The organism is Humidesulfovibrio sp. (assembly GCF_030689645.1).
Taxonomy (GTDB): domain Bacteria; phylum Desulfobacterota; class Desulfovibrionia; order Desulfovibrionales; family Desulfovibrionaceae; genus Humidesulfovibrio.
Window position 1 is genome coordinate 19,244 of record NZ_JAUYFU010000082.1, and the last position, 26,788, is coordinate 46,031.

23 protein-coding genes are annotated in these 26,788 nt (G+C 64.8%); 12 read left to right on the top strand and 11 right to left on the bottom strand.

The window, feature by feature from the left end; translation table 11 throughout:
* The first annotated feature begins 20 nt into the window (after positions 1 to 20).
* From Q8O35_RS11520 to Q8O35_RS11550, 7 genes are all read left to right on the top strand, one after another.
* Positions 21 to 1,385, top strand: coding sequence for a glucose-6-phosphate isomerase (locus Q8O35_RS11520; RefSeq protein ID WP_305573418.1), 1,365 nt, complete (start codon positions 21 to 23; stop codon positions 1,383 to 1,385).
* Between the two features lie 3 nt (positions 1,386 to 1,388).
* A complete protein-coding gene (locus Q8O35_RS11525) occupies positions 1,389 to 2,900 on the top strand; it encodes an ATP-binding protein (protein WP_305573420.1) in 1,512 nt (503 codons plus the stop codon).
* A gap of 21 nt (positions 2,901 to 2,921) precedes the next feature.
* Positions 2,922 to 4,295: a sigma-54 dependent transcriptional regulator gene (locus tag Q8O35_RS11530; RefSeq protein ID WP_305573422.1), complete on the top strand. Its 1,374-nt coding sequence runs from the start codon at positions 2,922 to 2,924 to the stop codon at positions 4,293 to 4,295.
* Between the two features lie 286 nt (positions 4,296 to 4,581).
* Complete coding sequence (locus Q8O35_RS11535) at positions 4,582 to 5,589, top strand: hypothetical protein (protein ID WP_305573424.1); 1,008 nt, start codon at positions 4,582 to 4,584, stop codon at positions 5,587 to 5,589.
* A gap of 82 nt (positions 5,590 to 5,671) precedes the next feature.
* Positions 5,672 to 8,581: a DEAD/DEAH box helicase gene (locus Q8O35_RS11540; protein ID WP_305573426.1), complete on the top strand. Its 2,910-nt coding sequence runs from the start codon at positions 5,672 to 5,674 to the stop codon at positions 8,579 to 8,581.
* Positions 8,582 to 8,601: 20 nt separating this feature from the next.
* The gene (locus Q8O35_RS11545) at positions 8,602 to 9,186 is read left to right on the top strand and encodes a pentapeptide repeat-containing protein (protein ID WP_305573428.1); all 585 of its coding nucleotides are present in this window, start codon (positions 8,602 to 8,604) and stop codon (positions 9,184 to 9,186) included.
* Between the two features lie 179 nt (positions 9,187 to 9,365).
* Entirely contained in the window at positions 9,366 to 10,253 is an 888-nt protein-coding gene (locus tag Q8O35_RS11550) for a DMT family transporter (RefSeq protein WP_305573430.1), read from the top strand.
* A gap of 45 nt (positions 10,254 to 10,298) precedes the next feature.
* On the opposite strand, the gene Q8O35_RS11555 is transcribed toward Q8O35_RS11550, so the two are convergent.
* The 10 genes from Q8O35_RS11555 to Q8O35_RS11600 all read right to left on the bottom strand — a co-directional run bounded on the left by Q8O35_RS11555 (position 10,299) and on the right by Q8O35_RS11600 (position 18,776).
* Positions 10,299 to 10,598 carry a hypothetical protein gene (locus Q8O35_RS11555; RefSeq protein ID WP_305573432.1) on the bottom strand — a complete coding sequence of 100 codons (300 nt, stop codon included), beginning with the start codon at positions 10,596 to 10,598 and terminating at the stop codon, positions 10,299 to 10,301.
* A 141-nt stretch (positions 10,599 to 10,739) separates the two neighbouring features.
* The gene (locus tag Q8O35_RS11560; RefSeq protein ID WP_305573434.1) at positions 10,740 to 11,156 is read right to left on the bottom strand and encodes a glycoside hydrolase family protein; all 417 of its coding nucleotides are present in this window, start codon (positions 11,154 to 11,156) and stop codon (positions 10,740 to 10,742) included.
* Positions 11,153 to 11,557 (bottom strand): 3TM-type holin, encoded by a 405-nt coding sequence (locus Q8O35_RS11565; protein ID WP_305573436.1) that lies wholly within the window; start codon positions 11,555 to 11,557, stop codon positions 11,153 to 11,155. The genes Q8O35_RS11560 and Q8O35_RS11565 overlap by 4 nt, the downstream gene beginning before the upstream one ends.
* A 12-nt stretch (positions 11,558 to 11,569) precedes the next feature.
* Entirely contained in the window at positions 11,570 to 11,953 is a 384-nt protein-coding gene (locus tag Q8O35_RS11570) for a hypothetical protein (protein ID WP_305573438.1), read from the bottom strand.
* A gap of 142 nt (positions 11,954 to 12,095) precedes the next feature.
* Entirely contained in the window at positions 12,096 to 12,779 is a 684-nt protein-coding gene (locus tag Q8O35_RS11575) for a hypothetical protein (RefSeq protein ID WP_305573440.1), read from the bottom strand.
* 2 nt (positions 12,780 to 12,781) lie between these two features.
* Positions 12,782 to 13,987, bottom strand: a complete 1,206-nt coding sequence (locus Q8O35_RS11580; protein ID WP_305573442.1) for a hypothetical protein — start codon at positions 13,985 to 13,987, stop codon at positions 12,782 to 12,784.
* A gap of 31 nt (positions 13,988 to 14,018) precedes the next feature.
* Positions 14,019 to 16,148 carry a hypothetical protein gene (locus Q8O35_RS11585; protein ID WP_305573444.1) on the bottom strand — a complete coding sequence of 710 codons (2,130 nt, stop codon included), beginning with the start codon at positions 16,146 to 16,148 and terminating at the stop codon, positions 14,019 to 14,021.
* Positions 16,149 to 16,157: 9 nt separating this feature from the next.
* Positions 16,158 to 16,634, bottom strand: coding sequence for a hypothetical protein (locus tag Q8O35_RS11590; RefSeq protein ID WP_305573446.1), 477 nt, complete (start codon positions 16,632 to 16,634; stop codon positions 16,158 to 16,160).
* Complete coding sequence (locus Q8O35_RS11595; protein WP_305573448.1) at positions 16,622 to 17,101, bottom strand: hypothetical protein; 480 nt, start codon at positions 17,099 to 17,101, stop codon at positions 16,622 to 16,624. The genes Q8O35_RS11590 and Q8O35_RS11595 overlap by 13 nt, the downstream gene beginning before the upstream one ends.
* Before the next feature lie 403 nt (positions 17,102 to 17,504).
* Positions 17,505 to 18,776 carry a serine hydrolase gene (locus tag Q8O35_RS11600; protein WP_305573450.1) on the bottom strand — a complete coding sequence of 424 codons (1,272 nt, stop codon included), beginning with the start codon at positions 18,774 to 18,776 and terminating at the stop codon, positions 17,505 to 17,507.
* 387 nt (positions 18,777 to 19,163) lie between these two features.
* Here Q8O35_RS11600 and Q8O35_RS11605 point away from each other — a divergent pair, with 387 nt between their 5' ends.
* Together Q8O35_RS11605 and Q8O35_RS11610 are read left to right on the top strand one after the other, a co-directional pair.
* Positions 19,164 to 19,514, top strand: a complete 351-nt coding sequence (locus Q8O35_RS11605) for a response regulator (RefSeq protein ID WP_305573452.1) — start codon at positions 19,164 to 19,166, stop codon at positions 19,512 to 19,514.
* Positions 19,515 to 19,558: 44 nt separating this feature from the next.
* Positions 19,559 to 20,020 (top strand): hypothetical protein, encoded by a 462-nt coding sequence (locus tag Q8O35_RS11610; RefSeq protein WP_305573454.1) that lies wholly within the window; start codon positions 19,559 to 19,561, stop codon positions 20,018 to 20,020.
* A gap of 1 nt (position 20,021) precedes the next feature.
* Here Q8O35_RS11610 and Q8O35_RS11615 read toward each other — a convergent pair whose 3' ends face one another.
* Positions 20,022 to 21,566, bottom strand: a complete 1,545-nt coding sequence (locus tag Q8O35_RS11615) for a diguanylate cyclase (protein WP_305573456.1) — start codon at positions 21,564 to 21,566, stop codon at positions 20,022 to 20,024.
* Between the two features lie 151 nt (positions 21,567 to 21,717).
* Between Q8O35_RS11615 and Q8O35_RS11620 the strand changes: the two genes are divergently transcribed.
* From Q8O35_RS11620 to Q8O35_RS11630, 3 genes are all read left to right on the top strand, one after another.
* Positions 21,718 to 23,409, top strand: coding sequence for a glycosyltransferase family 4 protein (locus Q8O35_RS11620; protein ID WP_305573458.1), 1,692 nt, complete (start codon positions 21,718 to 21,720; stop codon positions 23,407 to 23,409).
* Positions 23,410 to 23,419: 10 nt separating this feature from the next.
* On the top strand, positions 23,420 to 24,571 hold the full coding sequence (locus Q8O35_RS11625; protein WP_305573460.1) for a glycosyltransferase: 1,152 nt from the start codon (positions 23,420 to 23,422) through the stop codon (positions 24,569 to 24,571).
* A gap of 122 nt (positions 24,572 to 24,693) precedes the next feature.
* Positions 24,694 to 26,736, top strand: a complete 2,043-nt coding sequence (locus Q8O35_RS11630) for an acyl-CoA dehydrogenase family protein (RefSeq protein WP_305573462.1) — start codon at positions 24,694 to 24,696, stop codon at positions 26,734 to 26,736.
* Positions 26,737 to 26,788: the final 52 nt, after the last annotated feature.

Below are 26,788 nucleotides of genomic sequence, written 5' to 3' on the forward strand. Positions count from 1 at the left end.
AACCCGCCAGGGGAGGCTCCATGACCGCAGGTTCAACGCATCAGGATGTTCTGGACTGGACCAACGCCTGCTGGGACAGGCTGCCCACGGCCCCTGCCCTGCGCGCGCGGGCCGGAGAAATCGCCGCGAAGCTCGCGGCGGAGATCGCAGGCGGCAAGCTGCCCTTCCTGGCCACGCCCTTCATGGCCGCGCTGGAAAAGGATCTGGCCGACCTTGAGGCCAAGTATCTGCCCAAATTCAGGCACATGCTGCTGCTTGGCATCGGCGGTTCGGCTCTGGGCGCTCGCGCCCTGCAAAAGGCCTTCGCACCCGGCCAGGACCTGCCCGGCCACACGGGCAAGAGCCTGTGGATTCTGGACAACGTTGACGCCACGAGCCTGGAGGCGCATCTTTCCCGCCTGCCGGCAAAAGACACGCTGGTCTATGTGGTCAGCAAGTCCGGCGACACCATCGAAACCATCGGCCAGTACTTCCTGGTAAAGGAATGGCTGAAGCGCGAACTGCCCGCAGACTGGAAGGACCACCTGCTCCTGAACACCGACGAGCAGAAGGGCTACCTGCGCCAGGAGGCCACCCAGTTCGGCATCCGCACCCTGCCCGTGCCCGACAACCTGGGCGGCCGCTATTCGGCCATCAGCGCCGTGGGCCTGGTGCCCGCAGCGTTTTTGGGCATGGACTGGCGCGGGCTGGTGCGCGGGTTCCAATCCGTGGCCGGGCCCCTGGCCGACCCCGGGCTCGACGCGCAGAAGCTCAGCCAGCACCCGTCCTTCGAGTTCGCCCTGTGGGGCAAGGCGCTGATGGATGCGGGCTACCTTGAGCTCATCACCTTCTTCTACATCCCGGCCTGGTGCAGCTTCGCCGACTGGTTCGCCCAGCTCTGGGCCGAGAGCCTGGGCAAGGACGGCCAAGGCAGCCAGCCCTTGCCCGCCGTGGGCGTGACGGACCAGCACAGCGTGAACCAGATGTTCCTGGACGGCCCGCGCAACAAATCCTGCCTCTTCGTGGAGCGGGCCCAAGGCCCCGAGGGCGCGCCCTTTCCGGCGGACATGCCAGCGATCTTCGACTACTTGCAGGGCAAGCGCTTCGGCGAGCTATTGCCCGCCGAGGCCCTGGGCACGCGCATGGCCCTGTGCCAGAGCGCAGTGCCCCTTGTGGCCCTGCGCTTGGGCAAGGACGATGCCGAAGCCGCTGGCAAGATGATGGCGCTCTTGGGCGCGGCCACGCTCTTGACCGGCTGGCTCATGGGCATCAACCCCGTGGACCAGCCCGCCGTGGAGCTTGGCAAGCGCCTGGCCAAGGCCCGCCTGGGCGCGGACGGCCTGGAAAAGGAAAAGGCCGATCTGCTCGCCTTCACCACCGGCGACCGCGACGAGCGGGGATTCTAAACGTTGAGCATATACTCAAGCCTGCTGGGAACGCACCGGCCCCTGCAATTCGTCAAGGTCCTCACCTGGACCTTCCTGATCCTCATCCTGGGCATCAACCTTATGCTCTCGATGTTCCTCTCCAAGCACGCCGAACGCGTGCTTCTTGAGAAACAGAAGGAATTCGGGCTGCTCTTGTCCGAGAACCTCTCGCACCAGATCTTCACCCGCTTCACCCTGCCCACCATCATCGGCTACGGGCAGATAAGCCTGCGCATCCCCGACCAGTTCACCAGGCTCGATCAGGTGGTGCGCACCACCATCCACAGCTTCCATGTGCAGGAAGTGCGCATCTACGACCCCGAGCTGCGCGTGACCTACAGCACCGATCCGAATCTTGTGCTGCGCACGGGCCTCGCTGGCGAGGGCGTCAAACGCGCCCTGAACCACGAGGAGCCGAGCTTCGAGCTGGTCAGCAAGGTGACTGGGCTCTCCGCCCTGTTCAAGATAGAGATGCGGCCAGGAAGCGTGGTCATGCGCGGGTTCACCCCCCTGCGCATGGAGCGCAACTTCGGGCCTGGGGCCAAGAACCCCATCATGGGCATTCTGGAGTTCAGCCAGGACATCACCGACGACTACATGGCCGTGGTGAACTTCGAGCGGCTGGTCTACTCCTCCTCGCTCATCACCAGCATGGTGCTTTTTTCACTCATCATCAGCATTCTGCGCCGGGTGGACAGAATCAGCGCCGAACGCCACGCGGAGAAGGAAAAGCTCATGGCCGAACTGCACCAGCAGGAGAAGCTGGCGGGCATGGGCCGCATGGTGGCCGGCGTTGCGCATGAGATCAGGAATCCCCTGGGCATCATCCAAAGCAGCGCGGAGCTGGTACTGAAAAAGGCCAAGGCCGACAACCACCCGCACACGCGCATCATCGAGGCCATCTACGACGAGTCCCGGCGGCTATCCCGCACCGTGAACGAATTCCTGGACTACGCAAGGCCGCGCCAGCCGCGCCAGGACGAGGTGGACCTGTGCCGCATCCTGGAGCAGGCCTGCGTGTTTCTGGAACGCGAGTGCGAAGACAAGGGCATCCAGATGGCGCGGACCTGCCCGGACGGAACCTTGGTGCGCGGCGACCGCGACCTCGTCTACCGCGCGGTGTACAACGTGCTGAGCAACGCCATGCAGGCCATGCCCCAGGGCGGGACCATCCATGTTGACGTGCGGCGCCCGACAGATAATCCAGCCGACCCCGAAGGCGAGGGCGGCCCGTGGCTCACCCTTGGGGTGCGCGACTCCGGCCCCGGCTTCGACATGCAGAACCTGGACAAGATGAAGGACCCCTTCTTCAGCACCAAAGACACCGGCACCGGCCTGGGTCTGGCCATCGTCACCAGCATCGTGGAAAGCCACGGCGGGGCCGTCACCCTCAAGAACCACCCGGAAGGCGGCGCGCTGGTGGAGCTCACCCTGCCCGCCTCCCTGCGCAAGAACGGCGGCGACGCCAGCCCAGAGGCCCAGCAAACCGCCTAGCAAGCCCCCACGGAGTCAATGATGTCAGGGAATATTCTCATACTTGACGACGAGCAGAACTACCTGCTCGTGCTCGACGCGATCCTCTCCGATGCCGGCTACAAGGCCACGCCCCTTTCCGACCCGGAGATGGGCCTGGCCTTCCTTGAGGAGTCCGAGGTGGACGTGGTCATCACGGACATGAAGATGCCCAAGCTCACCGGCAAAGATGTGCTGGACCACGTGAAGAAGCACTATCCCTACATTCCGGTGCTCATCATGACCGCCTTCGGCAGCATTGAGGCCGCAGTGGAGGCCATGCGCACCGGCGCCTTCGACTACATCACCAAGCCATTCTCCAACGAGGAGCTTCTGCTCTCCATCTCCAAGGCCATGCAGTACGCGCGCGCGCAACAGGAAAACCGCCAGTTGCGCCGCCAGATTCAGGAGCGCTTTGGGCCGGAGAACATCGTTGGCCGCGACAAGAGCATGCGCCACGTGCTTGAAATGGTGCACCGCGCCGCGCCCAGCCGCAGCACGGTCCTCGTCACCGGCGAATCCGGCACGGGCAAGGAGCTCATCGCCAAGGCCATTCACAACGACTCGCCCCGCAAGGACGGGCCCTTCGTGTCCGTGAACTGCATGGCCCTCAACCCCGGCGTGCTGGAAAGCGAGCTTTTCGGCCACGAGAAGGGCAGCTTCACTGGCGCTGTTTCGCGCCGGCGCGGCCGCTTCGAGATGGCGGACAAGGGCACGCTGTTTCTGGACGAGATCGGCGAGCTTTCCCAGGACATGCAGGTGAAGCTTCTGCGCGTGCTGCAGGAGCGCCGCTTCGAGCGCGTGGGCGGCACCGACGCCGTTGAGGTGGATATCCGCATCGTGGCGGCCACCAACCGCGACCTGGTGAAGGCCGTGGCCGAGGGCATCTTCCGCGAGGACCTGTTCTACCGCCTGAACGTGGTGAGCATCCACCTGCCGCCCCTGCGCGAGCGCCGGGAGGACATCCCATTTTTGGCCTCGCACTTCCTGGACAAGTTCGCCAAGGAAAACACCCGCGACATGAAGGGCTTCAGCCCCTCGGCCATGGACTACCTCTCGGCCTACGAGTGGCCGGGCAACGTGCGCCAGTTGGAGAACGTCATTGAGCGCTGCGTGGTGCTTTCCAGCGGAGAGATCATCGGGGCCGAGGACCTGCCGCCGGAGATCAAGGACGAGGAGTCGCAGTTCAAGAGCGCGGTGGACCTGTTGCCCATCAAGCTCGACCTCTCGGAAACCCTGGAGAAGATCGAGGCGGCGGTCATCCGCCGGGCCCTGGTCAAGGCCGACTTCATCCAGGTTAAGGCTGCGGACCTGCTGAACGTGTCCAAGAGCCTCTTGCAGTACAAGCTGAAGAAGTACAACATTTCGGCGAAGTAGGGCACTCTTCTTTGGTCTGGGTCCTGGCCCCGTCCACTTTTGCCTGTCCTTTATGTTCTGTTCCCGGCAGTCGGATCGCGCTTGCGGTTAGGCTGCCTTTTTTTGTGCGCGCCGCCCCGCCGGACAAAACACACCTTTCTAGTATGGTTCCGCTTTTTACTATTTGTATTTGCCACTGTTTTCTGTTTTTGATATAGGCCTAGCCTTTGTCGTACATATCAAACCACATGCAGAGACAGAGATAATTGAGCTGTTTATCAACAACCGACAATTACGGGGAAACATTGTGAAGACAGTATGCGGCATCGTCGCCTTGACCATCGCCCTTTCCGCCTGCGCCACGGTTTGTCCTCCCACGCCTGCGAACACCATGAGCGACTCGCCATTTCGGAACTACCGCCTGAGCGCCCTGGCCATAAACACCACGGACTCCCCAAGCATGCCGTTCGCACAGGAAATTCTGGATACTGACCCCCTCCACGGCTATCGTCCCGCCAATTACTCGGAGGCCGAAACAATCATCAGGAGCACCTTCAGCAAGCCTGGGGACGAAGGCTACGCAAGCGCCCCGGCCGTGCACGTCATCTGCTCCATGGAGACGGTCTCCCCCAGCATGCCCGGCTTCATCGATCACCTGCCCGCAAAGCTCGTCGGGAAGGTGTCTGTCATTGATCCGGGCACAAAGCGCACGTTGGCCAATAAACAATGCGATTTTGACGCTGCGACGCTTCCCGCCCCCGCAAAGGACGAATGCGGCAAGCGCGGACTGCCGGGCCTCAGCGACGTCATCCACCAGTGCCTGCGCCAGTTCGCGCCGGACATGAAGTCCGCCCGCCTCAAGCCCCAGCCGACGCCGGGCGCAATGCTCGAGGGCACCTTCACCGGTGTGACCGTGAACTTCACGCCCAATCCGCCCACCATGTGGCAAAAGGCCACCAACAGCCAGTCAAAGCGCTTTGACGACGTGACGCTGTACAGGCTTACCACCTATGAACTGCCCACAGCCATTTCCAAGGCTTTGGTGGACAACAACCCCTTCAGCAATTCGGCCGCGAACACGTACAGCATTATAATTGACGTCAAAGACAGCGAACTGCCCTTCGAATTCTTCTCGGTGCGAAAAGTGCGTTACAGCGCCACAACCACCATCCAGAGAAACGGCAAGTCCGTCGGCAGCTTCACGCATGCTGCGCCGCAAACCATCGTCTCCCAGCGGCAGACCGCATACGCGGGCCACGTGCAGGCCATTGTTGAGTATCTGCGCGACCATGCGGAAGAAATCGACAAGATGTGACCATGTAGCATACGCCACCCCGGCGGGGGGGGCCTCACCGCCCCCCCTTCCCCGCCGCCCCCCTTTGCCCTACAATCGGCCCATGACTTCCGACGTTGCCGAATACATCGCCGCCCTGCTGGCTTCCGAGCGCCTGGGCAGGCAGGTGTGCCACCACAGGCTCATCGCTGGCCGCGAGGCCGAGTACGCCGAGCCCCGGCGGCCCTGGCCCAATGCTGTGCGCGAGATGCTGGCCGCCCGCGGCATCGACGCGCTATACAGCCACCAGGCCCTGGCCGCAGACCTGGTGCGCGGCGGCAGGCACGTGGTGGTGGCAACGCCCACTGCCAGCGGCAAGACCTTCGCCTTTCAACTGCCCATCATCGAAGCGGTGCTGGCCAACCCGGACAGCCGCGCCCTGGCCGTGTATCCGCTCAAGGCCCTGGCCCAGGACCAACTGCGCGGCTTCACGGAGCTGGTGGAGGGCCTCACGGCCGTGCCAGCGGCGCGGCGCCCCACCGCCGCCATCTACGACGGCGACACCAAGCCGTCCCAGCGGGCCAAGATCCGCAAGCGCCCGCCCAATTTGCTGCTGACAAACCCGGAGATGCTGCACCTTTCCATGCTGCCGCACCACGGCACCTGGGCCCAGGTCTTCGCCACGCTCACGCATATCGTGCTCGACGAGGTGCACACGTACCGAGGCGTGCTGGGCGCGCACATGAGCCAGGTGCTGCGACGCGTGCAGCGCATCTGCCGCTACTACGGCTCAGACCCGGTGTTCGTGTTCTGCTCGGCCACGGTGGGAAATCCGGCGGAATTGTGCCAGCTCTTGACCGGCATCGAGCCCGTGGCCATCACCCAAAGCGGCGCGCCTGCCGGGGCCCGGCACATGGTCTTCCTGAACCCGGAGGACTCGCCCGCCACGGCGGCCATCCAGCTTTTGCAGGCCGCGCTCTCGCGGGGCCTCAAGACCATCGTGTACGCGCAAAGCCGCCGCATGACGGAGCTCATCGCCATGTGGGCCAGCGAAAAAAGCGGGCAGTACAAGGACCGCATCAGCGCCTACCGCGCGGGTTTCCTGCCCGAGGAGCGCCGCGAGATCGAGGCGCGCATGTCGTCGGGAGAGTTGCTGGCGGTCATCAGCACCAGCGCGCTGGAGCTGGGCATCGACATCGGCGGCCTCGACGTGTGCATTCTTGTGGGCTATCCGGGCAGCGTCATGGCGACCTTGCAGCGCGGAGGGCGCGTGGGCCGGGCCCAGCAGGAGAGCGCAGTGGTGCTTATCGCCCAGGAGGACGCCCTCGACCAGTTCTTCATGCGGCACCCTGAGGACTTCTTCGCCCGGCCTGCGGAAAACGCGGTGCTCAATCCGGCCAACCCGGTGATCCTGCCCCGGCATCTGGTGTGCGCCGCTGCGGAGCTGCCCCTGGCCCTTTCACGCGGGGGGGAGCCCTATCTGGACGCCCCTGGCGCGCGCGAGGCCCTGGCCGGGCTGCTGGCCCGCGGCGAATTGCTGCAAAGCGCGGACGGGCTCGAAGCGCTCTCCCCGCGCAAGCGCCCGCACCACAACGTGGACCTGCGCGGCGCGGGCTCGCAGGTGGCAATCGAAGACGCTGCCACGGGGGAGGTCATCGGCGCGGTGGACTCCCTGCGCGCCCGGCGCGAGACGCACCCCGGCGCGGTGTACCTGCACCGGGGGCGCACCTGGCTGGTGGAGAGCCTCGACATTCCTGGCGCAACGGTCAAGGTGCGCGCCGCCCGCGTGGGCTACTCCACTCGCGTGCGCTCCACCAAGGACACGGAGATTCTGGAAATCTTCGATCGGCGAGAAGTGCTGGGCACCCGCGTCACCCTGGCGCGGCTGAAAGTCACGGAGCACATCACCGGGTACGAGAAGCGCTCCACGCGCGGCGGCGCACTGCTTGGCATGGTGCCGCTGGACATGCCGCCCTCGGTGTTCGAGACCGAGGGCATCTGGCTCGACGTGCCGGACGAGGCCCGCAGAAGCGCCGAGGCCGAGTACCTGCATTTCATGGGCGGCATCCACGCCCTGGAGCACGCGGCCATCGGCATTCTGCCCCTGCTGGTGATGACCGACAGAAACGACCTGGGCGGCATCTCCACGCCCATGCACCCGCAGACAGGCGGGGCCGCCGTGTTCATCTATGACGGCATGCCCGGCGGTGCTGGTTTGACAAGAGAGGCTTTCAGCCGCGCCGAGGAGCTGCTTGAGCGAACCCTGGCCGTGGTGGCGGACTGCCCCTGCGAGCTGGGCTGCCCGTCGTGCGTGCACTCGCCCAAGTGCGGCAGCGGCAACCGGCCCATCGACAAGGCCGCAGCGCGATTCCTGCTGCGAGAACTCACCAGCGGCCAGCCCGGAGAAGACCGCAGGGCCGAAATCGCCGCCGCAACAAAGGAGAACGCCATGCCCATCGAAGGAACCCTGCCGGGAATCTTTCCCACCACCGTGCCCACCCCCAAGCGCTTTGCCGTGGTGGACGTGGAGACGCGCCGCAGCGCCGCAGAGGTGGGCGGCTGGACCCGGCCCGACCTCATGGGCATCAGCGTCGCAGTGCTCTACGATTCCGGCACGGATGAATTCGTGGACTACCAGGAGCATGAGATTCCAGCCCTGGCCGAACGCCTGAAAACCTTCGATCTGGTGGTCGGCTTCAACATCCTGCGCTTTGATTACGGCGTTTTGGCCGGAGCGCACCCCTTTGCCTACCGCTCCCTGCCCACCCTGGACATGCTGAACCATGTGCACGAGCGCCTGGGCTACCGACTGAAGCTGGACAACCTGGCCCAGGCGACCCTGGGCGTGGGCAAAAGCGCGGACGGCCTTCAAGCCTTGCAATGGTGGAAAGAGGGCAAGCTTGAGGAGATCGCCCACTACTGCCGCCAGGACGTGGCCGTGACGCGCGACCTGTATCTCTTTGGCCGCGAGAACCGCTACGTGCTGTTCGAAAACAAGGCTGGGCAGAAGGCTCGGCTGCCCGTTGGCTGGTAAAGGGAAAGGCGGCAAGGACCATGCGGGATGCATCGATCATTAACGGCGAGCACGAAGGCGAGACCTTTACAAACATTGCGGGCGACAACGCCACGCTGCACTCGGCCAATTTCCACCAGTGCGTGTTCCGCAGCGCGTCTTTTCAGTATGCGAAACTCGTCAACTGCACATTCGAGCAATGCGTTTTTGATTGCTGCAATTTGTCGCTGGCGCAATTGCGGTCGACCAGAATCGTGGGCACTCGATTCATCAACTCCAAGCTCACGGGCATCAACTGGAGCACCCCCAGCGGGGTCTTCTCCGCCTCTTTCGAGGGCTGCCTTATGGATAATTGCTCCTTCTCTTCATTGAATCTTTCGAAATACAAATTCATCAACTGCTCATTTCACGACGCCTCATTCATGGACACGAAGCTCGCCTATTCCATCTTTGAGGAATGCGATCTGCGCAATTGCACATTCCATAACACCGACCTCAGCCATGCTGATTTTTCCACCGCGTTCAACTATTTCATGAACGCGGACACAAACAAGCTCCATAAAACCATTTTCGCCTTGCCGGAGGCTGTCTCGCTCCTTTCAAATTTCGATATCACACTGAAATAGCCCGTCCTGACGGGTCTTTTGCCGCCACTCTGCCAAAGCGGCGGCGCAGCATCCAGACCGCCAATTCCCGCCTCCAGAGAGCGGTTTTCCCTTGCCGAGACCTTGGACGCGCTGTATTTCTTCCGGGCTGTGCCCGGACGCCCAGCGCCCCCCCATTCCCGCATCAGACAAGGTAGAACATGCTCGCACACAAGCTCAAGGCCGACGGCCTGCTCATGCTCACCGCACTCATCTGGGGCGCGTCCTTTGTCGCCCAGCGCATGGGCATGGAGCACGTCGGCCCGTTCACATTCAACGGCATCCGCTTCGCCCTGGGCGCGCTGGCCTTGCAGCCGCTCATCTGGAAGATGCAGCAGACCAGAGCCCGCGAGGGCAAGGGCTCCGGCATCGACACCAAGCGCCTTGTGCGCTTCGGACTGCTGGCTGGCTGCGTGCTGTTCACGGCAGCGGCCTTGCAGCAGGTCGGCATGGTCTATACCACGGCTGGCAAGGCCGGGTTCATCACGGGACTCTATGTGGTGATGGTGCCGCTGTTCGGCCTGGCGCTGGGCAACCGGGCTGGCATCGGGACGTGGGGCGGCGCGCTGGCGGCGGCGGTGGGCATGTATTTGCTCTCGGTGAACGAGGACTTCACCATCGCCTATGGGGACGTTCTGGAACTCATTGGCGCGGTGTTCTGGGCCGGGCACGTGCTTATCATCAGCAGACTTTCGCCGGGCATGGACGGCACCGACGCCGTGAAGCTGGCCTCAGCCCAATTCGCCGTCTGCTCGGCATTGAGCCTGGGCGTCGGAGTTATTATCGAGCCCATCACCCTGGCGGGCGTTTCCGGCGCCGCGATTCCAATCCTTTACGGCGGCCTCTTGAGCGTAGGCGTGGCCTACACCCTCCAGGTGGTGGCCCAGCGCGACGCCGATCCGGCCCACGCGGCCATCATTTTGAGCATGGAGGCTGTGTTCGCTGCCGTTGCGGGCTACTTCCTGCTGGGCGAAGTTCTGGAAGCGCGCGCCCTCATCGGCTGCGGGCTCATGCTTGCAGGCATGGTCGTCTCGCAGCTCAGGCCATAGCGCCCCAGCCACTCCTGTTTCCTGCCCTGCGGCGCCGCCGCCAGCCTACTCGGTGGGCTCGTGCTCATCCGCGCCATTGGCCGAGTCCATTCGCCGGGCCATGTTTTCGTAGATCTTCCTCATGGACTGCGTGAACTCGCGCCAGCTCTCCATGGGGGCGTACTCCGTCTGCTTCAGCCGCTCGCGCAACTCTGCCCTACTGGCCTGAAGATAAAAGTACGTCTTTTCCCGCTCCAACCGGGCATGCTCGCTCTTGGGCCTTGGCCTCGCCGCCAGCCGCTCCAGCTTCTCGTCGAACTGGCGAAGCTTCTGCTCCATCTCGGAAAGGAACTCCTGCCTGACCATGACGCACCCTCCTGTGTTGGTGGAGTGTTGCGGGGGGCTTTCCAGGCTCTCTACCTTTCACAAGATAAGAACGGCGCACGGCCCTGTCCATGCCTGCGGCCGAAGGCTGACGGCAATATCCGCCAGGCAGCCCACGCGCCGTCAGCCTTCGGCACGGCGCACCTGTTCTGCAAGACGCTCCGCCCTTGCGCCAACTTGCCGCGCCCACGAAGAGTCCAGCATGGCCGAAGCCGCCTCGCGATACTGTCCCGTCCGCATGTGCTCCAGCGTCTTTTGGAACTTCAGCAGCCCGCGCAGGCCAAGGTTGAAGCTCATGTTCACCAGGGCCTCCTGCACCTCCTCCGGGGCCGCCAGCACCCAGGGCTGACTGACGGCCAGCTGGCCCCAGAACGCCGAGATGTCGTTATTGAGCAGCACAAGGGCCTCAGACTCGGTGATGCCCCGGTCGTCCAAATTGCGGCCCACGCCGATGGTCAGCCTCCCGGCGGTGCAACGGTAAGGCTTGAGGCGCAGCCCCTCGTCCACGAGAAGCTGGCCTTCCAGACGAAGCCTGTTCATTTCGACACCCCGCGCGTCTTTTCGAAACTGCGCAGCCCGCCCAGGCCCAGCATGCCGAACATGAGCTGCCACAGGGCGTCATCGATGCCCGGCAGGCCCGGTAAATGGGGCCACCAGACTCCGCCCGCCCAGGCCAGCAGGGGCCGGAGCAGATACTGGAAGCCCAGGGCGCAGGCGCAGACCCAGCCGATGGCCGGACGCCAGCCCGCCACGAAGAGCGATGCCGACGCCGCCTCCACCCTGTTGATCTCGCGCTGGTCGGCCTCGGCCTTGGCGGCCATCTCCAGCACGACCTTCTGGTATTCCTCGGCCGCCTTGGCCCGGGCGTTCGGGTCCGGGATGAGGTCGAGGAGCTTCTGGGCCGCCGCGCCCACAATTGGCAGGAACTGGAAAATCCCCATATCGTCGTCCTCCTATTTCATGGCCAGCCGCAAGGCCAGCGGGGCCAAAAGCTGCAGGACCAGTCCTGCGCCAAGACCAACGTAGACGTGGAAACGCAGCTTGTTCACCGCGTTCCAGAGCTCTGCGCGCTCCGCCAGATGCTCCTCGCGCTCGGCCATGTGCGACTCCCGGTGCTGCTCGACGCCGCGCTCCATGGTGGACAGGCGCTCCTCCTGCCGGGCGCACAGCTCGCGCCGCGCCACCTGGGAATCGGCGATACGCACCAAAGTGTCGCCGTTGGCGCGGGACTGGGCCGCAACGCCTTCAATGGCCTCGCGCATCTGGTCCTTCAGGTCGAGCACCGCCGTTCGCAGCTGCACCATGCTCTGATCGTGGAAGGCGCAGGGCTGGTTCATGATTCGTCTCCTTGGTGGTGATAGGGCCGGGCGGTCCGCTCCAGGCGCATTGCTCGTTTCCAGGCAGCAATCCACGCAGTTGCAGCCTCACCCCAAACATACTCATTCCCGCTTGATGCATGCCAGAGGCACAGCAGTGCCGCTATACCATGATGTGCTTGCTGACGGTAATGTAAGCCGGTCCGAGAGTGTTGTTGCTGCTGAGGCAGGTTGCGATTATTCCGTGGTGCGCAATCTGCATCTTGTCGCGTGCAAGAGAGAGTTCCCATGTCCCTGGTTTTGCTGTGTCCTTATCTACAAGTGATGCATACAACATGGTCGCCGTAATCTTGTAGTATACATCGTATGTTGTGACGACATTATACGCCCTATTTCCGTGGAATGCCCCGCTTATGTACCCAGTGTTCTTATTTCCAAGTGCGAGCTTTGAAGCGATAACATTAGATCCTGCGCTGTTCGTAATTACGCTTATTGACAGACCATTTGTTGCTATTGCCAAAGTTGTCGGATCCACAATTGCAATCGCGTCTGGCGAGAAAAACAGCGTTGCGTTCGCGTAGTTGCCGTGAAGCGCTGTTCCAATGCGGAACATGCCTTCAGTTTCATCGAAGTGTTCAAATTGCCTGTAGAGCATTTGCGCTGCCGGGCCTGCTGTGTAGGGGTCTTGGCACGTAAATGAAACTCCGCTGGCAACCTGCAATGGCGTTTCCCACGCGCAACAGCCGCTGAAAGTGACGGGGCCAGTATAATTCCCAGGCACATAACTTTCTGTGTAGACGCCTCTGCGTGCCGCCCCTCCCACCATGTTCTTGCAGCCAAGATGCATGGCTAAGCCTCCTTTACGCGGCCCATGAGCAGCCAGTTCGCGCCGTCCACACAGCGGAAGTTCAGAAAGATGCGCTTGCCAACCGCAAAGGTGGCGTCCAGGGCATTGTCTGCATTGGGTTTGAAGGCCGCGTTCCAGGCGATCGCCAAAGCCGAGGCCGCGTACAGGGTCATAAAGATGGTCTTGCCGCGCGCGGCGTTGGCCGGCGCGCCCAGGGTTATGGCCCCGGTGGCGGTAATGTCGATGTCCTGGTGCAGGTCGGCATCCAGGGCGATAGAGCCGCTCTGTGCGACGAGGACAACGGGCACAGCGTACTGCTGCCGGGTGTAGGCCCCAACCACGGCGGGCATGCGGCCTTGTGCATCGAGCTGCAACAATTTGTTCGCAGTGGTGCCCACATCTGCCGCCAGGCCAGAGGCAGACAAGGCCAACCCGGCCCCAGCCTTGATGCGCAGGAGGCCAGCGTCGAACTCCAGCCCAGGGTTGGCGGCCAAGGCGACGGCCAGGCGCAGGGCCTCGACGCCGCCGGGATTCTCGATGCCCTCGGACAGGCCGTTGCCTGCAAGAAGTTTTGCCGAAAGGCTCTGGCCCATGGCGTCGCCGCTGGACACCTTCACCAGCCCATCGGCGGTGGCTGCTACTCCCGCCACAATGGCGGCGCTTTGTGCCGCCTCTCCGGCCGAGGCTGACGCCGCGCTTGCCGAGGCAGCGGCCTTGCCCGCGCTGGCGGCGGCGCCTTGCTCCGAGATGCGGGCCGCGTCCCTGCTGGCTGCGGCAGCTCCCAAGAAAGCCTCCGAGTTCAGGATATCCCCGTCCGGAGTGCTCACGGGATAGAGCACCGCCCGCCCGATCTGCTCTTGCAGGGACTGGCAGATCATGGTCAGCAGATCCAGGGCTGCCTCATGGGTCTCTGCCGGGAAAGCCGAGTTCTCCACATAATCCACCTCCTGCACGATGGCCGGCGCCCGGTACGCCACCAAGGTCTGCCCCGTGGCAGGAGCATTGGCCAGAGTAAGACTGCCGCCTGTGGCGCTTCCCGCACCGGCAACCGTATAATGCTGTCCTTGCGCCAGCGCTGTCTCAAAGCCATCCCGGCGAAGCAATACCTTGATGTCTCCCGCGCGCATGAAGGGGAACGGCAAGGGAAACGCGGTGGTGACGCCGTTGCCGCTAAAGGCGGCCTTGGACGTCTGCGTGGCGATGGTCATAGGTGCTCCTTGTGTGCCGGAAATCCGGCGGCTATTCGTTCAAAGCCAGTGTGGGGGCCATAAGCAGCAGCGTCATTGGCAACGGCTGGTCCTGCACCAGGGTCAGCACCCCGTCGGTGCTCCAGCCCTGTGGGAAGCGCACGGACTTGTCTCCGGTGAACAGGGCGGGGGGGCCGTCCATCTTGTCCGCGCTGCTGCGGTACAGCAGCGGCTCCAACCTTGTCAGATCGGGCCCGACCTTGCCGCCCAGGGTGCGGTACAGGCGCACGCCCACCTCGATGATGCGCTTGGAGCGCGTTTGCGCGCTGCCCCGGCTGCCAGCGAACTCCAGGCGCATGGGCCGCAGAACCGAGGCGTATCCCAGTCCCGCGTGGACTTGCGAGGCCTCCCGGTCGAGACGGATGGACCCGTCCGGGGCCACCGTCTGCTCAGGCAAAACCGCTCCATCTGCCAGAATCTGCACTTTGCTCCCGGCCAAGTGGGCCAGGCCGGTGAGCTCCCGCACCGCAGGCCCGGAGTAGCTCATGCCCGCATCCACAAAAAAGGCTGCCGAAGTGTCCTGGGCCGTTTCCGGGAATCCCGGCTCCAGGGTTTCGATGAACCGGCGACCCACGCTCTGGCCATTTATGGTCACGTTGCGGCGCACCACCAGCCACAGCTCGTCGCGGTAGAGGCTCTGGTTGAACACAGCGCAGGCCGCCTCCACCGCCCCGTTGGTGACGATGCGCGCAAAGGCGCACACGTCCTGCTCCGGCAGGTAGGTCATGGCCAGAAGCACCCCGTCGGCGCGCACGCAGTAGAGCATTGGGTCCGGCTCCTGCACGTAGGCCAGCTGGGTGATGCCTGCCTCGCCCAGGTGGGCCGCGAGCAGGGTTATGTCCCGTGAGGTGTAGGCGTCAGACTCCAGACGGTAGGCCATTTCTCGCACTTTCTTGCCAGAGCGCTGCACATACAGAATGGCTGGGCCTGCCTGGCAGGGCGGCACCTTGGACGCGCCAAAAGTGCCCTCCCGATTGGCCTTTATCCCGCCCGGCGTCACCGGGGTGTTGAGCGAGCTGCCGGAGACGGTCCACTCGCCGCTGCTGGCCCCTATCCACAGCTTGTCGCGCGGGGCCAAGAAACAGATGCGCCCGCCGCGCTGCGCCGACAGGGTGATCTCCACCGCGTCGTCGTCCAGGGGGTCGTCGCCCGGTTCCGCCACAATGCGGTCGCCAATGGCGAACATTTCCCAGAATGCCGTGCGCAGCGCCCCGGAAGCGTCCCGCACGGACTCGATCTCGCTCGTCGCCGCAGGCGTCGCGGCCAAGGTCATGCGCAGGGAGGCCGAGGTGCTGGCCTTGACGCTGCGCGCGCCCAGGTAGCGATAGTAGCAGAGGGTGCCGTCGGCCATGACCCCGGAAAGCGCCGTATTCTTCGCAAAGGTGTCGCCCGCCAGCAGCAGCACCGTGTCCCCGGGTTTGCCGTCGGACAGCGTGTCTCCGTTGGAGTCCGTGATTTCGAAATCGTCCCAGTCGTCAAGGGGCACTTCCCGCGTGGCCAAGCGAAAGTCCTCATGCTGCGACGTGCGCGAGAACCACAAGGTGAAGGGCTCCTTTGGCGTGGCGGCGAAGACCAGCCTGTCCTCGTGCAGGCAGCACAGGGCAGGCCAATTGCCCGCGCCCCAGGCCTCGGGCCGAGAGATAAACGTCAGCTCCGACAATTCAAACCCGCCGTCCGCTGTGCGCGAGAGCCTGCGCGGAGCGAACTCCGGGTGGCTCAGGACAAGGCTGTACCGATCCTGCACGAAGCGCAGGCCGTCCAGATGCTCTTCCTTGTAGGGCGTGGCCAGTTGCATGGGCAGCCCGGCTGCGTTCAAGGCCAGGCCTCCGCCGGTGAAGAAGCGCAGCACGCCCGTCCCGTTGGCGGACTGGGCGAACTCCAGCATCCAGCCCACGCCCGACGCGTCTTCGTAGGGCACAAGCAGAGACCGCCCCTCATGGCGGGCGGCCTGGGCCACGAAACGCATGCCGCTCCGGCGCGCCACGCCGCCGTGAGGCTGGGCAAGGAAGTTCTCCAGACACTGGCAGCCGTTGAAGTACTTGGACACATCCACGCGCCCGGCCAGGCGCGGCGAAAGCTCGCCGGACGTAAAGTTTGTCAGGATGATGGGTACGAGGGACATGGCAACGCCCTACCAGTTGCCCAGGGACTGACCGCCCAGGCGAAGCAGCGAGCCCAACCCGCCGAGACGGCTGTCCACCGAACGCCCCGACAAGCGGATGCTGTGCGCCTGCTCAGCCCCGGAATCAAGAAGGCTCTGGATCCGCAAGGCGGAGTCTCCCAGCTCCTTGTTCACGCGTGCATCGCCTGCGCCCTCCAGCGCCGTCAGGCTCAAAAGCGAGCTACCCGAAAGAGCGAGCCCGGAATTAGCCGCCGCCACCCGCGCCGAGGCGTTCCTGTGCTGGCTCGCTTCGCGCATTTCCTCGACCCTGTCGCGCGCGCCGCGCCTCTCGGCCTCGGCCTGCCGCTTGGCCTGAAGCTCCGCAGACTGCGCCCTGGCCTCTATGACGTCGCTCGCTCCGCTTTTGCCGCTTTCCGCCAAAGCCTTGCTCAAAATCCCCGCCCCGGTCCTGACGGCCATGGGCATCACCGTGCTTACGCCTTCCATCCGAAAAACCTCCCGTAAAGTATGTGCGTTGCCTGATCTGGGCCGTAACCTGGGCAGCGGCCTTCCTGGGCGAGACCCAAAAACTGCGCGAACCCCCTGGCCCGCTGGTCCGTCTCGCGCACATGGGCCTGAAGCCGATGAAAGCCGTGCTCGTCTCGCAGACGCAGCAGGGTGGCCCTGGCCTGGCGGGCGATTGCGACAGACCAATGGCCCGCCTCCTGGCCCGCCCAGCACCACAACTCGCCCACGCCTGGCCAAAAGCGCACAGCCCCGCCGCAGACCAGAGGCCACCCTCCGGCCATCAGCGTCCAGGCCGGCCCGGCTGCCTCATATGCCGCCGCCAACTGGGCCAGGGGGGCCAGCTTGGACAACACGGCGTCGGCCTCCGGCCGCAGGCGCAGGCTCGCCGCATGCCCGGCTCTGAAGGGAACAAGCAGGATGGTATCTGGACTGCTGTGGTGGTTCATGGCCGCTCCTTTGGATGGGGCTGGCGTGTGGCTGGCCCGGTATGGAGCGAAGTATAGATCCGGTTTTAGCGACTGGACAAAAAACTCCCGTCTTTGGCCGGTAAAAGGACAAATTTTCCGGCTTGACAGAGGGGAGCGAGAAGGGCGGATGTGGCAAGAAACAGGTGGCGACCGCCATTGTCACCCGCCATCGCAAATGTCGGCTGGCACTGGCTTGGAATGGGCGGGCGTCATCTCAGTCATTGCCCAGGCCCAACACGTCAGACATGAGTCGACCGACATGTCGCTACCGGAGCGAGGAGCGAGAGAACTCCTGTGAATCAAAACAACACGGCCCGGAAGCGTCGTGCGCGTCCGGGCCGTAAGCGGCGCAGCCCAGGGGCTGACCAAAGGCGGAGCTGTTCTATTCTTCGGTGACAGAGCCCCGGGTGAGCATCTTCTCGCGGGTCTTCTTTGCCGCGTTGGCGCTGGCATAGGGGCCAACCAGCACCCGGTACCACTTGCTGCCGCCCAGATTTGTGGCGACCACCTTCACAGGCAGGCCCCTCTTTTCCAGGTGCTGAGCACGGCGCTCGGCCTTGAGGCGCGACTGAAACGAACTTTCCTGGATGGCGTAGGTGCTCTTTCCGGTCTTGCGCTGCACCATCTCCTGCGTGGCTGGCTTTTCCTCCGCAACCGCATTTGCGGCCTGGGCAACCGGCTGACTGGTGCGCACCTGATTGGCGCGCTGGTCGGCCACCTGCTGGGCGGCCTTGAGGTCAGGGTCGACGCGCGGCGCGGTGTGCGCCAGGGAGGCGGGCAGAACCCCGCGCCCCTTCTGCTCTTCCAGTGTGGCCACAGACTGGCCCTGGTTCAAGCGCTGAAAGGCCAGATCCAGAAGCTTCTGCGAGGCCACGGCCCGAGCGCCAGCGCTGCGGGCACCCAGCACAACGGCCACGATGCGCGTGTCGCCGCGTTTGGCGGTCACGACGTTGTTATAGCCAGAGGCCCGCACGTAGCCGGTCTTGAGGCCGTCAACGCCCTCATAGGTGTTCAGCAGGCGGTTGGCGTTGTGGTGGTTGTGATTGTTGTGCACGTAAGTGGTCATGGAATGAAAGGTCAGGGACTGGGGAAAACGGCGCAGATAGCTGGCAGAAAGCTTCAGCATGTCGCGGGCCGTGGTCAGCTGCCCGTCTGCGGGCATGCCGTTGGGATTTTTGAAAACCGTGTCGGTCATGCCCAGTTCGCGGGCCTTGGCGTTCATGGCGTTCACAAACGGGTGCACGTCCTCGCCGCCGGACAGATGCTGTGCCATGGCCCAGCAGGCGTCGTTGCCGCTGGCCACGGCGATGCCTTTCACCAGTTCGCGCACGATGACGCGCTCCCCGGAGCGGATGTTCATGCGCGACCCGCCGGCCTGGGTGGCCTCCGGGCTCACCAACACCGTATCGGTGAGGGACAGGCGGTGCTCCTGCAATGCCTCGAAGGTAAGGTACAGGGTGAGCACCTTGGTGAGGGACGCCGGGGGAATCTGCTGGTCGGCGTTCTGCTCGTAGAGGATGCGCCCTGTGCCCAGGTCCATGGCGATGACGGACTTTGCTCCAAGGGCTCCCGGCTGCTGCGCGGCATGCACCGACCTGGCCGCCAGCATGATGAGCAGCATGGTGAGAATGAATACTCTGCTTTTTTCTCGCATGACTTTCCACGGGGTTTGAGGGTTCGCTTCGCCCGCTTCAGGCACTGTCCCGACAAGCAACCTAGCCCAGGAGCGGGCGGCCTGGCAAGCCCGGCCCTATTGGCAGGCAGGCAGGAACCCTGCCCCTGGCCTCAACCCTGGAACGGCTTATGGGCTGCGCTCGGTCCGGCAAAAATTGTTATAGTGATTCTTTAAGAAATGTCTAGGCACATTTTACTTCGCCTGTCAACGTTGACGAAAAAGTTTTATGCCAATTTCGAGACAAACCCCTTCCCTGGACATCGGCCGTCCGAGTGGCTACAAACGAAACGCACAAGAGCCTACGATGGAAACTAGCCCAGGAGTCGCATTATGCTAGCTTGCCCACCTTTGTCTTGGCCACCGCGCGTGCTCATCGTTGAGGATGAGAGCATTATCGCCCTGGCCACAAAAGCCAACCTGAAACGCATGGGCTGCGAAGTGGTGGGCACTGCCGCCACAGGGCAGCAAGCCGTGGAATACGCCGCGCTCAAGCACCCAGACGTGGTGCTTATGGATATAATGCTCGAAGGCTCCATGGACGGCATTGAAGCCGCCACCCGCATACGCGAGAAGAATCCCGACCTGCCCATCATCTACTGCACCGCCTACACAGACGCAGGCACGAGGGGCTTGGCCGCCAGCACCAATCCCAAGGCATTCATATGCAAACCCCTGGACTATGAGGCCCTCAAGGATCTCATCGACGACCTGCAATGAAAAGGGCCATCGCCCCCCTGACGATCCTGGGCTTGCTGGGATGCATGCTCCTCGCCCCAGCGCCGCTCATGGCCGCTGGCTCGCACCCGCTGGATGCCCCAGGCGCCGAAACAAGCGAGGCGACCAAGCCAGACGATGCCGAAGCCTTGGCGCAATATCAGGTGCTGCGGGAGTTTTTTGAGCGCCAGGCCACCCTGGACGACCGGCTGCCAGATGTGTTCTCGCGCCGAGTGCGCCAGGAAGAGGCCATGGCCTTCCTTGCTGCGCGGGATACGGTAAACCGCAGGGGGCAGTTGGAGCGCTTCCGTATGGCCAAAGTGGACCTGAGCGGCCTCAAGTTTCGGCGGGTCACCGCCGACCCCGACTTGGCGCGCATCCAGGTCACCGGATCATACACAATGAGCGTCCCCCCCCTGATCGAAACCGTGGAGGAGGACGCGCTGTTCGTGCTCTTGCCCGAGATGGGCCAGTGGAAAATTTATGAGCGCCGCGGGGGCTGGCGCTAGGCTACATGACCCCGTGCGCAAGCAGGGGCTGGTCCGCAGCGACCACGGCCACGGCTTCGGTCCCGAGCCTCTCACCATCCTCTCCCAGACTCTGCGTCCCAGCCTCCGGGCCAGCCACAACCACACGGTTGCGCCCCCCGTTTTTGGCCAGATACAAGGCCTGGTCCGCCAAGGAAACCAGATCCTGACCACGCGCTCCGGGCTCAAGCGCCGCCACGCCCGCGCTCACAGTCAGGCGCACCGGGTCTTTGGTCTCGCTGAAATTCCGTTGCGACACGCGCTGCCGGATGCGCTCCGCAAGAAACACGGCCTGCTCACGGCTGGTGTGCGGAAGGATCACCGCGAACTCCTCGCCGCCATAGCGGGCCGGAAGGTCCGAGCTGCGCAGGCTCTCCAACAACAGTCCGGCCATGCCGCGCAGCACGGCGTCACCGGTCTGGTGTCCATGGGTGTCGTTGATGTTCTTGAAATGGTCCAGGTCGAGCAGGATGAGCGACAAGGGCAGCTCGTAGCGGCCATGGCGCTGGGCCTCCTCTTCCAGACGCTCCTCGAAGCGGCGTCGGTTGGCAATCCTGGTCAGCCCGTCGTGGTCGGCCATGCTCTTGACCTGGCGGTACAGCAGCGCATTGCGCAGCGCCAAGGCCAGATGGTTCACCGCCGCGTTCAGAGTCTGCACCTGATCCTTGGCTAGGCGGACTCCCTTCTGGGTCAAGAGCGCCAAACAGCCGAAGCTCTCGCCCCCTGCGGACAAGGGCAGCATGAGCAGCCGGCCGCTGCCGGGAGCAGGCGTGGTGCGCAGGTGTTTGCCTGGGGTCAGGCAGTACTGGCGGCAGTCCGCAACCTTGGCTCCGCCCAGGCGTTCCGCCGCCGCCAGCAAGACCTCTTCCCAGGCGGCATGCTCCACCGGAGCCATGAGGCAGTGCAGATACATCTCCGCGTCCAGGCCAGGCCCGCCGTCGGCCCTGTTCCAAAACACGGCGCACATCACCTCCAGGGGCAGCAGGTGCCGCAGATCGGTCCTGGCCTTGGACAGGATGGTGCCCGCGTCGAGGGAGGCCGAGGCGCGGGAAAGCACGCGATTCAGAAAAGTCAAATGGTTGCCTTTGCGCGTCAGCAGCTCGCGCTCAAGCATGACCTCCTCGGTCTTGCGGCGCAGGTCAGATGAAAGGGAATCCAGCTCGCGCAGGCGCAAAAGGGCATCGCGCACCTTGTAGCGCGTCAGCGGGGCGCGCACAGCGGTGAGAAACCCCTCGGAAAGCACCTGCTCCGTCTCCAGAGGCTCGGCCCCCTCGGCCACGATGAGGATGCGGCGCACGGAGTTCACGGAACGGCAAGCCCTGCGGCGAGCTTTTGACAGTCCCTCCCAAGCATCTTGGGGAATCCAGGCGGCTTGGCTCTGGCCCTCCTGTCCTCGCATCCAGGCCACGGCGTCCGGGGGCAGATTGCGCAGGGCGAAACCAGGCCCGGCGCTCTCTTCAATAAGTGCCGCCGTGTCCGGGTCAAGACCAAGACCCCACATGATTTCAGGATGTTCTGCTCGATGCATGGCCCAACGCCTCCTGGTGTAGACTGCTTAACGCAACGAGCATTGCAAAAAACGCTCCGGCGGCAAAGAATGCCGAAGCACGAGTTGGAGCAAGACCCAAAATCCGCCCAGGCCTTTGACAAAAACCCCCGACTGTGGCTTTGTCTCGGATATGAAAAAGCCCGGCGTATTCGGCACACTGGACCCATTCATCGAGGACGGGCCCATCCTGGGCCGCAGGGTTGCCAACGTGGGCTTCCTGCGCTTCCTGCTGGCCGCAGACCCCTTTGATGCCTATCATTTCTTCATATCGGACAAGCCCCAGCGCGAATCCCTGGCCGCAAACCTTGCGCAGATAGCGCCAGACATCGCCAAAGCCGGGCGCTTCCGACTCATGGACCGCCGTGAACTGCCCGCACGGCTGGCCGACACTTCATACTTCTGCTTCCACCAGTCCGACTGCATCAACCACCCGACGCACATCGCCCGGCTGCGCAACGCCTGCGCGCCGGAAGTCTTCCCAATCACCGGGCCGGTGCACTCCCTGTCCTACCCGGACTATCCGGCGGCGTTCCTGCGGCATCTGTGGGCCGGAGCCACCGCGCGCGACTGCATCATCGCCACCTCCGAAGCCGGAAGGCTGGCCGTGGAAGGCTTCTTCGACCACCTCCGCGCCGGATACGGCCTGAATCAGATCGCCGGGCCGAGCATCCGCCGAGTCCCCCTGGGCCTGGACCCGGAAAGCCTGGCCGCGCCCCTGCCTCAGCCTGCGGACAAAACCGCCCTGCGCGCGCGCCTGGACCTGCCCGCCAACCGCACCCTGATCCTGGTGCTGGGCCGGGTGTCCCATGCCTCCAAAATGGACATGCTGCCGCTCATCCGGGCCATGAACCGCCTGTTCGCGGATCAACCCGACAAATCCAAAGGCCTGCGGCGCGAGTCCGTGTCCCTGGTGGTGGCGGGCTGGGCCGAGGAGCACGACCCCTTTCCCCAGACCTTGGTGGACATGGGAGCGCGGGTGGGCCTCGATGTGCGCCTGGACCTGCGCCCCGGTGAGCGCCGCAAAAACGATTTGCTGGCCGCCTGCGACATCTTCGTGTCCATCGCCGACAACCCGCAGGAGACCTTCGGCATCACCCTGCTGGAGGCCCAGGCCGCCGGCCTGCCCGTCATCGCCTCCGACTACGACGGCTACCGCGACCTGATCATCCACGGCGAGACGGGGCTGCTGGTGCCCACCACAGGCCCGGCGCCAGAGGCCGGAGATGACTTCGTGGACCGTCTGGCCCCCCTGCTTTTCGACAACCAGTACCACCTGCTCCTGGCCCAACGCACCGTGGTCCACACCCCGGAGCTGGCCCAGGCCCTGGCAACGCTGCTGGCAGACGGGCCACTGCGCCAGCGCATGGGCGCAGCCGGGCGCGAGCATGTGCGCATGCACTTCCTCTGGCCGGACGTCATCCTCCAGCACCTGGAGCTTTGGGATGAGCTGCGCGCCCTGCCCGCGCCGGACATCGCCACCCTGCGCCACCTGCCACACCCTTTGCAGCTGCCCTATTCCCGCGTGTTCGCCTCCTACCCAGCGCACACGCTGAACCCCGAGGACCAGTTCCGGCCAGGCCGCACCGGAGCCGCGCTCCTGGGTGGGCGCGAGTTCCCCATCCTCTACGCCGGGCTGGACAATCTGGTGAATGCCGAGGCCATCCGCAAGCTGGTGTTCCTGGCGCGCAAGGGCGAAACCGCCCTGCTGCTATCCGAGCGCTTTCGCGAGCTCTGCGCCGGAATGGACGCCGAGGCAGCCAGCTACCACATTCTCTGGGCCCTCAAGCACGACCTGCTTGAGTTTGTGCCCGCCGCGCCGTAGGCCTTCCATCGTGAACCGCGTCATCCTGCACCACGCGGCCCTGCCGCACCGGGGCGGAGCCGTACGCGTGGCGCGGCTGCTGCTTGAAGCCCAGCACCAAGCCGGGCCAATGGAAGCGACGCTGGACGCCCGCCTGAGCTTCGAGGTGGCCGAGAACGACCCGGAGGCTCTGGACGGACACGCCGCGCAAAGCATCCCCCCTTCCGGCCCCACGCCGCCGGGAGAACTCGGACTCCATCTGAAAGCCCTGCCGCAGGACGCCGCCCTTCACCTGCACACCAGCACCGACTGGCGCGCGCTCCTTGAAGGCCTGCTGCCGCATGCCGATGCTCGCCGCGTGCTTCTCACCCTGCACGACGCCACGCCCCTCACCGGCGGCTGCGCCTACCCCCTCGACTGCCCGCATTTCCCGGCCTGCGCCGAGCCCTGCCCGCGCCAGTTCCCCGAGGCCCGCGCCCGGCAAGCCGAGGTCGCAGAGATGCTGCGCAGTCTGAACCCGCAGTTCGCAAGCCCTTCGCGCTGGCTGGCCGGGCTGGCCCGCCAAGCGCTGCCGGATCTCCCGGTGCGCGTCATCCCGAACGGCGTGCCCTGGCCGTCCACCGCCCGCATGCCCTCCCGCCACCAGGCGCGGGCTGCGCTGGGCATCGCGCCCACGGCCCGCGTGGTCCTGTTCGCGGCCCATGGCGGCGCGCGCGCAGCGTACAAGGCCGGCCCCCGCTGGCCGGAATACTGGCAGGGCCTGCGCCAAGGCCTGCCCCAGGCCCTGGGGTTCGCCGTGGGCGGCGACGAGGCCGCCAGCCAAAACGGCCTGACCACCTGGCCCTACGTGGACCGCCAGCGCCTGACCCTGCTCATGCGCGCTGCGGATCTGCTGGCCTACCCCACCCTGGCCGACAACCACCCCCTGGTGTTGCTGGAGGCCGCAGCCCTGGGGCTGCCCGTACTTAGCTACGCCGTGGGCGGCGTTAAGGAAATCGTCATGAGCGGCGAAACCGGGCTTCTTGTCGCGCCAGGCGACATGGACACCTTCTGCCTGGCCGCACGCGCGCTCCTGTCCGACCCGGCCCTGTGCCGCCGCCTGGGTCAAACCGCGCAAACGCGCGGCGCCAAACGCTTCAACGCAGCGCGCATGGCGGCGGACTACGCCGCTCTCCTGGGCTGAGCCAGCCCCGCAGGGACAAATAGCCTTTGACGCGAGGCCCCGAATGCCGTATTTGAGCCCTCACATTCGGCACCCTGCCTTTTGCAATGCCGCAACAAAATCAGCATGTTCGAGGTTCACGCATGAGCAAGCTCGCGACCCTGCCCGGTGATGACATCCGCCAGATCATGTGGCGCTACAGCGACCGCTACGACCTTCAGATGGTGGTCCAGTCCGCACGCGGCGTGGCCCGCGGCCACGTGGCCCGCATGGTGGCCGATGGCGTGCGCAACACCCACGAGTGGGACGAGCGCAAGCAGTCCCTGCTCGACGCCTTCGACACCTCCGGCCTCACCGCCCTGTACATGGACACCACCCAGGGCGGGTACATCGACGGCCCCAAGAATTTCGCCCTCAGCCTCACCACCTTCGAGCTGTCCTGGGTCGACGCCGGCGCCGCCACCTGCGGTCTGGCCAACAACCTGGCCCTGGCGCCCATCCACGAGAAGGGCACCAAAGAACAGCGCGACCACTACATGAGCATCTCCTGCCCTGGAGAGGGGCGCGAGACCTGGCGCGGAGCCTTCGCCCTCACCGAGCCCCTGCCCTTTGTCGGCGTGGACACCGGCATCCTCACCAGCAAGATCCGCGTGGCTGAGTGGAAAGACGGCGAGGAGCCCCTGCTCCACGTGGACAAGCGTGGCCGCTTCATCACCGGCATGGACTTCGCCAACTTCGTCACCGCCGCAGTGACCAGCGACGACCCGCGCATCAAGGGCTCCTGCATGGTCATCCTGGAAGAGGGCGACCCCGGCGTGTTCGACCGCGGCGCGCCCACCCTGAAGATGGTGCACCAGCTCTCCAGCACCCGCGACCCCATCATGAGCCTCAAGGTGCCAGCCAGCCGCATCATCGGCGGCTACACCGTGAAGGACGGCGTCATCGTTCCCAATTTCAGCCACGCCGAAATCATCGGCTCCGTGTTCCACCGCACGCGCATCCCGGTTGGCGTCATGAGCTCGGCCAAGCTGCTCTCCGCAGTGGAGCCCATCATCCGCTACCACCGCACCCGCTTCCGCGGCGGCGACGCCCAGCCCGGCACCCCGCGCTTCGACCAGGGCCTGCAGATGAAGGAGGACGCCTGCCAGCGTCTGGCCGACCTTTGGGCCTGCGGCGAGGCCGGCTCCTCCCTCGGCTTCGACGCCGCGCGCAAGGCCGACCTGCTCGACCCCCTGGAAAAGGACAAGGAAGCGCAGTTCCACGCCCAGGGCATCACCGGCCCCCGCGCCCAGATGAGCGCCCTCAAAAAGATGGAGCCGCAAGTCCTTGAGTACCTGAACCTGCTCTATACCCCGGAAGACAAGCGCGACGCAGCGCGTTTCGCCGAACTCTCCGCCGACATCTTCGTGCAGAGCATCGTCCTCGACGCCGAGACCAACGTGCTCATCCCGGCCTGCAAGCTGTGGTGCCCGGGCGTTGGCGCAAACATGATGCGCGAGGCCGTTTCACTGGTGGGCGGCTACGGCGTCACCGAAGACTGCCCCGGCTTCCTGTTCCAGAAATGGAGCGACTGCCAGCTTGAGGCCACCTACGAAGGCCCGGAGGTCGTGCAGCGCCGCCACCTCACCGCCACCATGGGCAACCCCGTATTCCTGGCCCTCATGGGCCACTGGATCAAGGAGCTGGACGCCCTGGCCGAAACCTGGCCCCAGGCCGGAACCAAGGCCCTGGCCCAGGCCATGCGCCTGTGGATGTGGACCCTGAACCACCTGCAGAACAGCAAGGACGCCGAAGGCAAGAAGCTCTTCAGCGGCAACCGCCAGGGCGTCACCTTCCCCATGGCCGACGCCATCAGCTGGATCGTGGCCGCGCGCTCCTTCGTGGCCGACGTACAGGAACTGAAGCTCAAAGGCCCGGAGAATCCCCTGCTGGCTGAAAGCCTGGACGATACCCTGGGCTTCTTCGCCGACCTGCTGACCCTGCAGAACTCCCGCACCGCCGGTGAAGTGGCGCGCATCTGCGCCGAGCTGGTGTACGGCTACACAGACGCGCCCGAGGCTGGAGAATTCCCGGCCCTGCGCGCCAGCACCGACGCCGCCCTGGCTGGCGCCCGCCTCGCCCGCGACCGCGCAGGCGAAGCCATCACCGGGGTCATGATCCCCGAAGCGCTGGATTACCCGCTGTAAGAACAACGAGAAAAATATGCTTCGCAGACCGGGGGGAATGATTCCCCCCGGA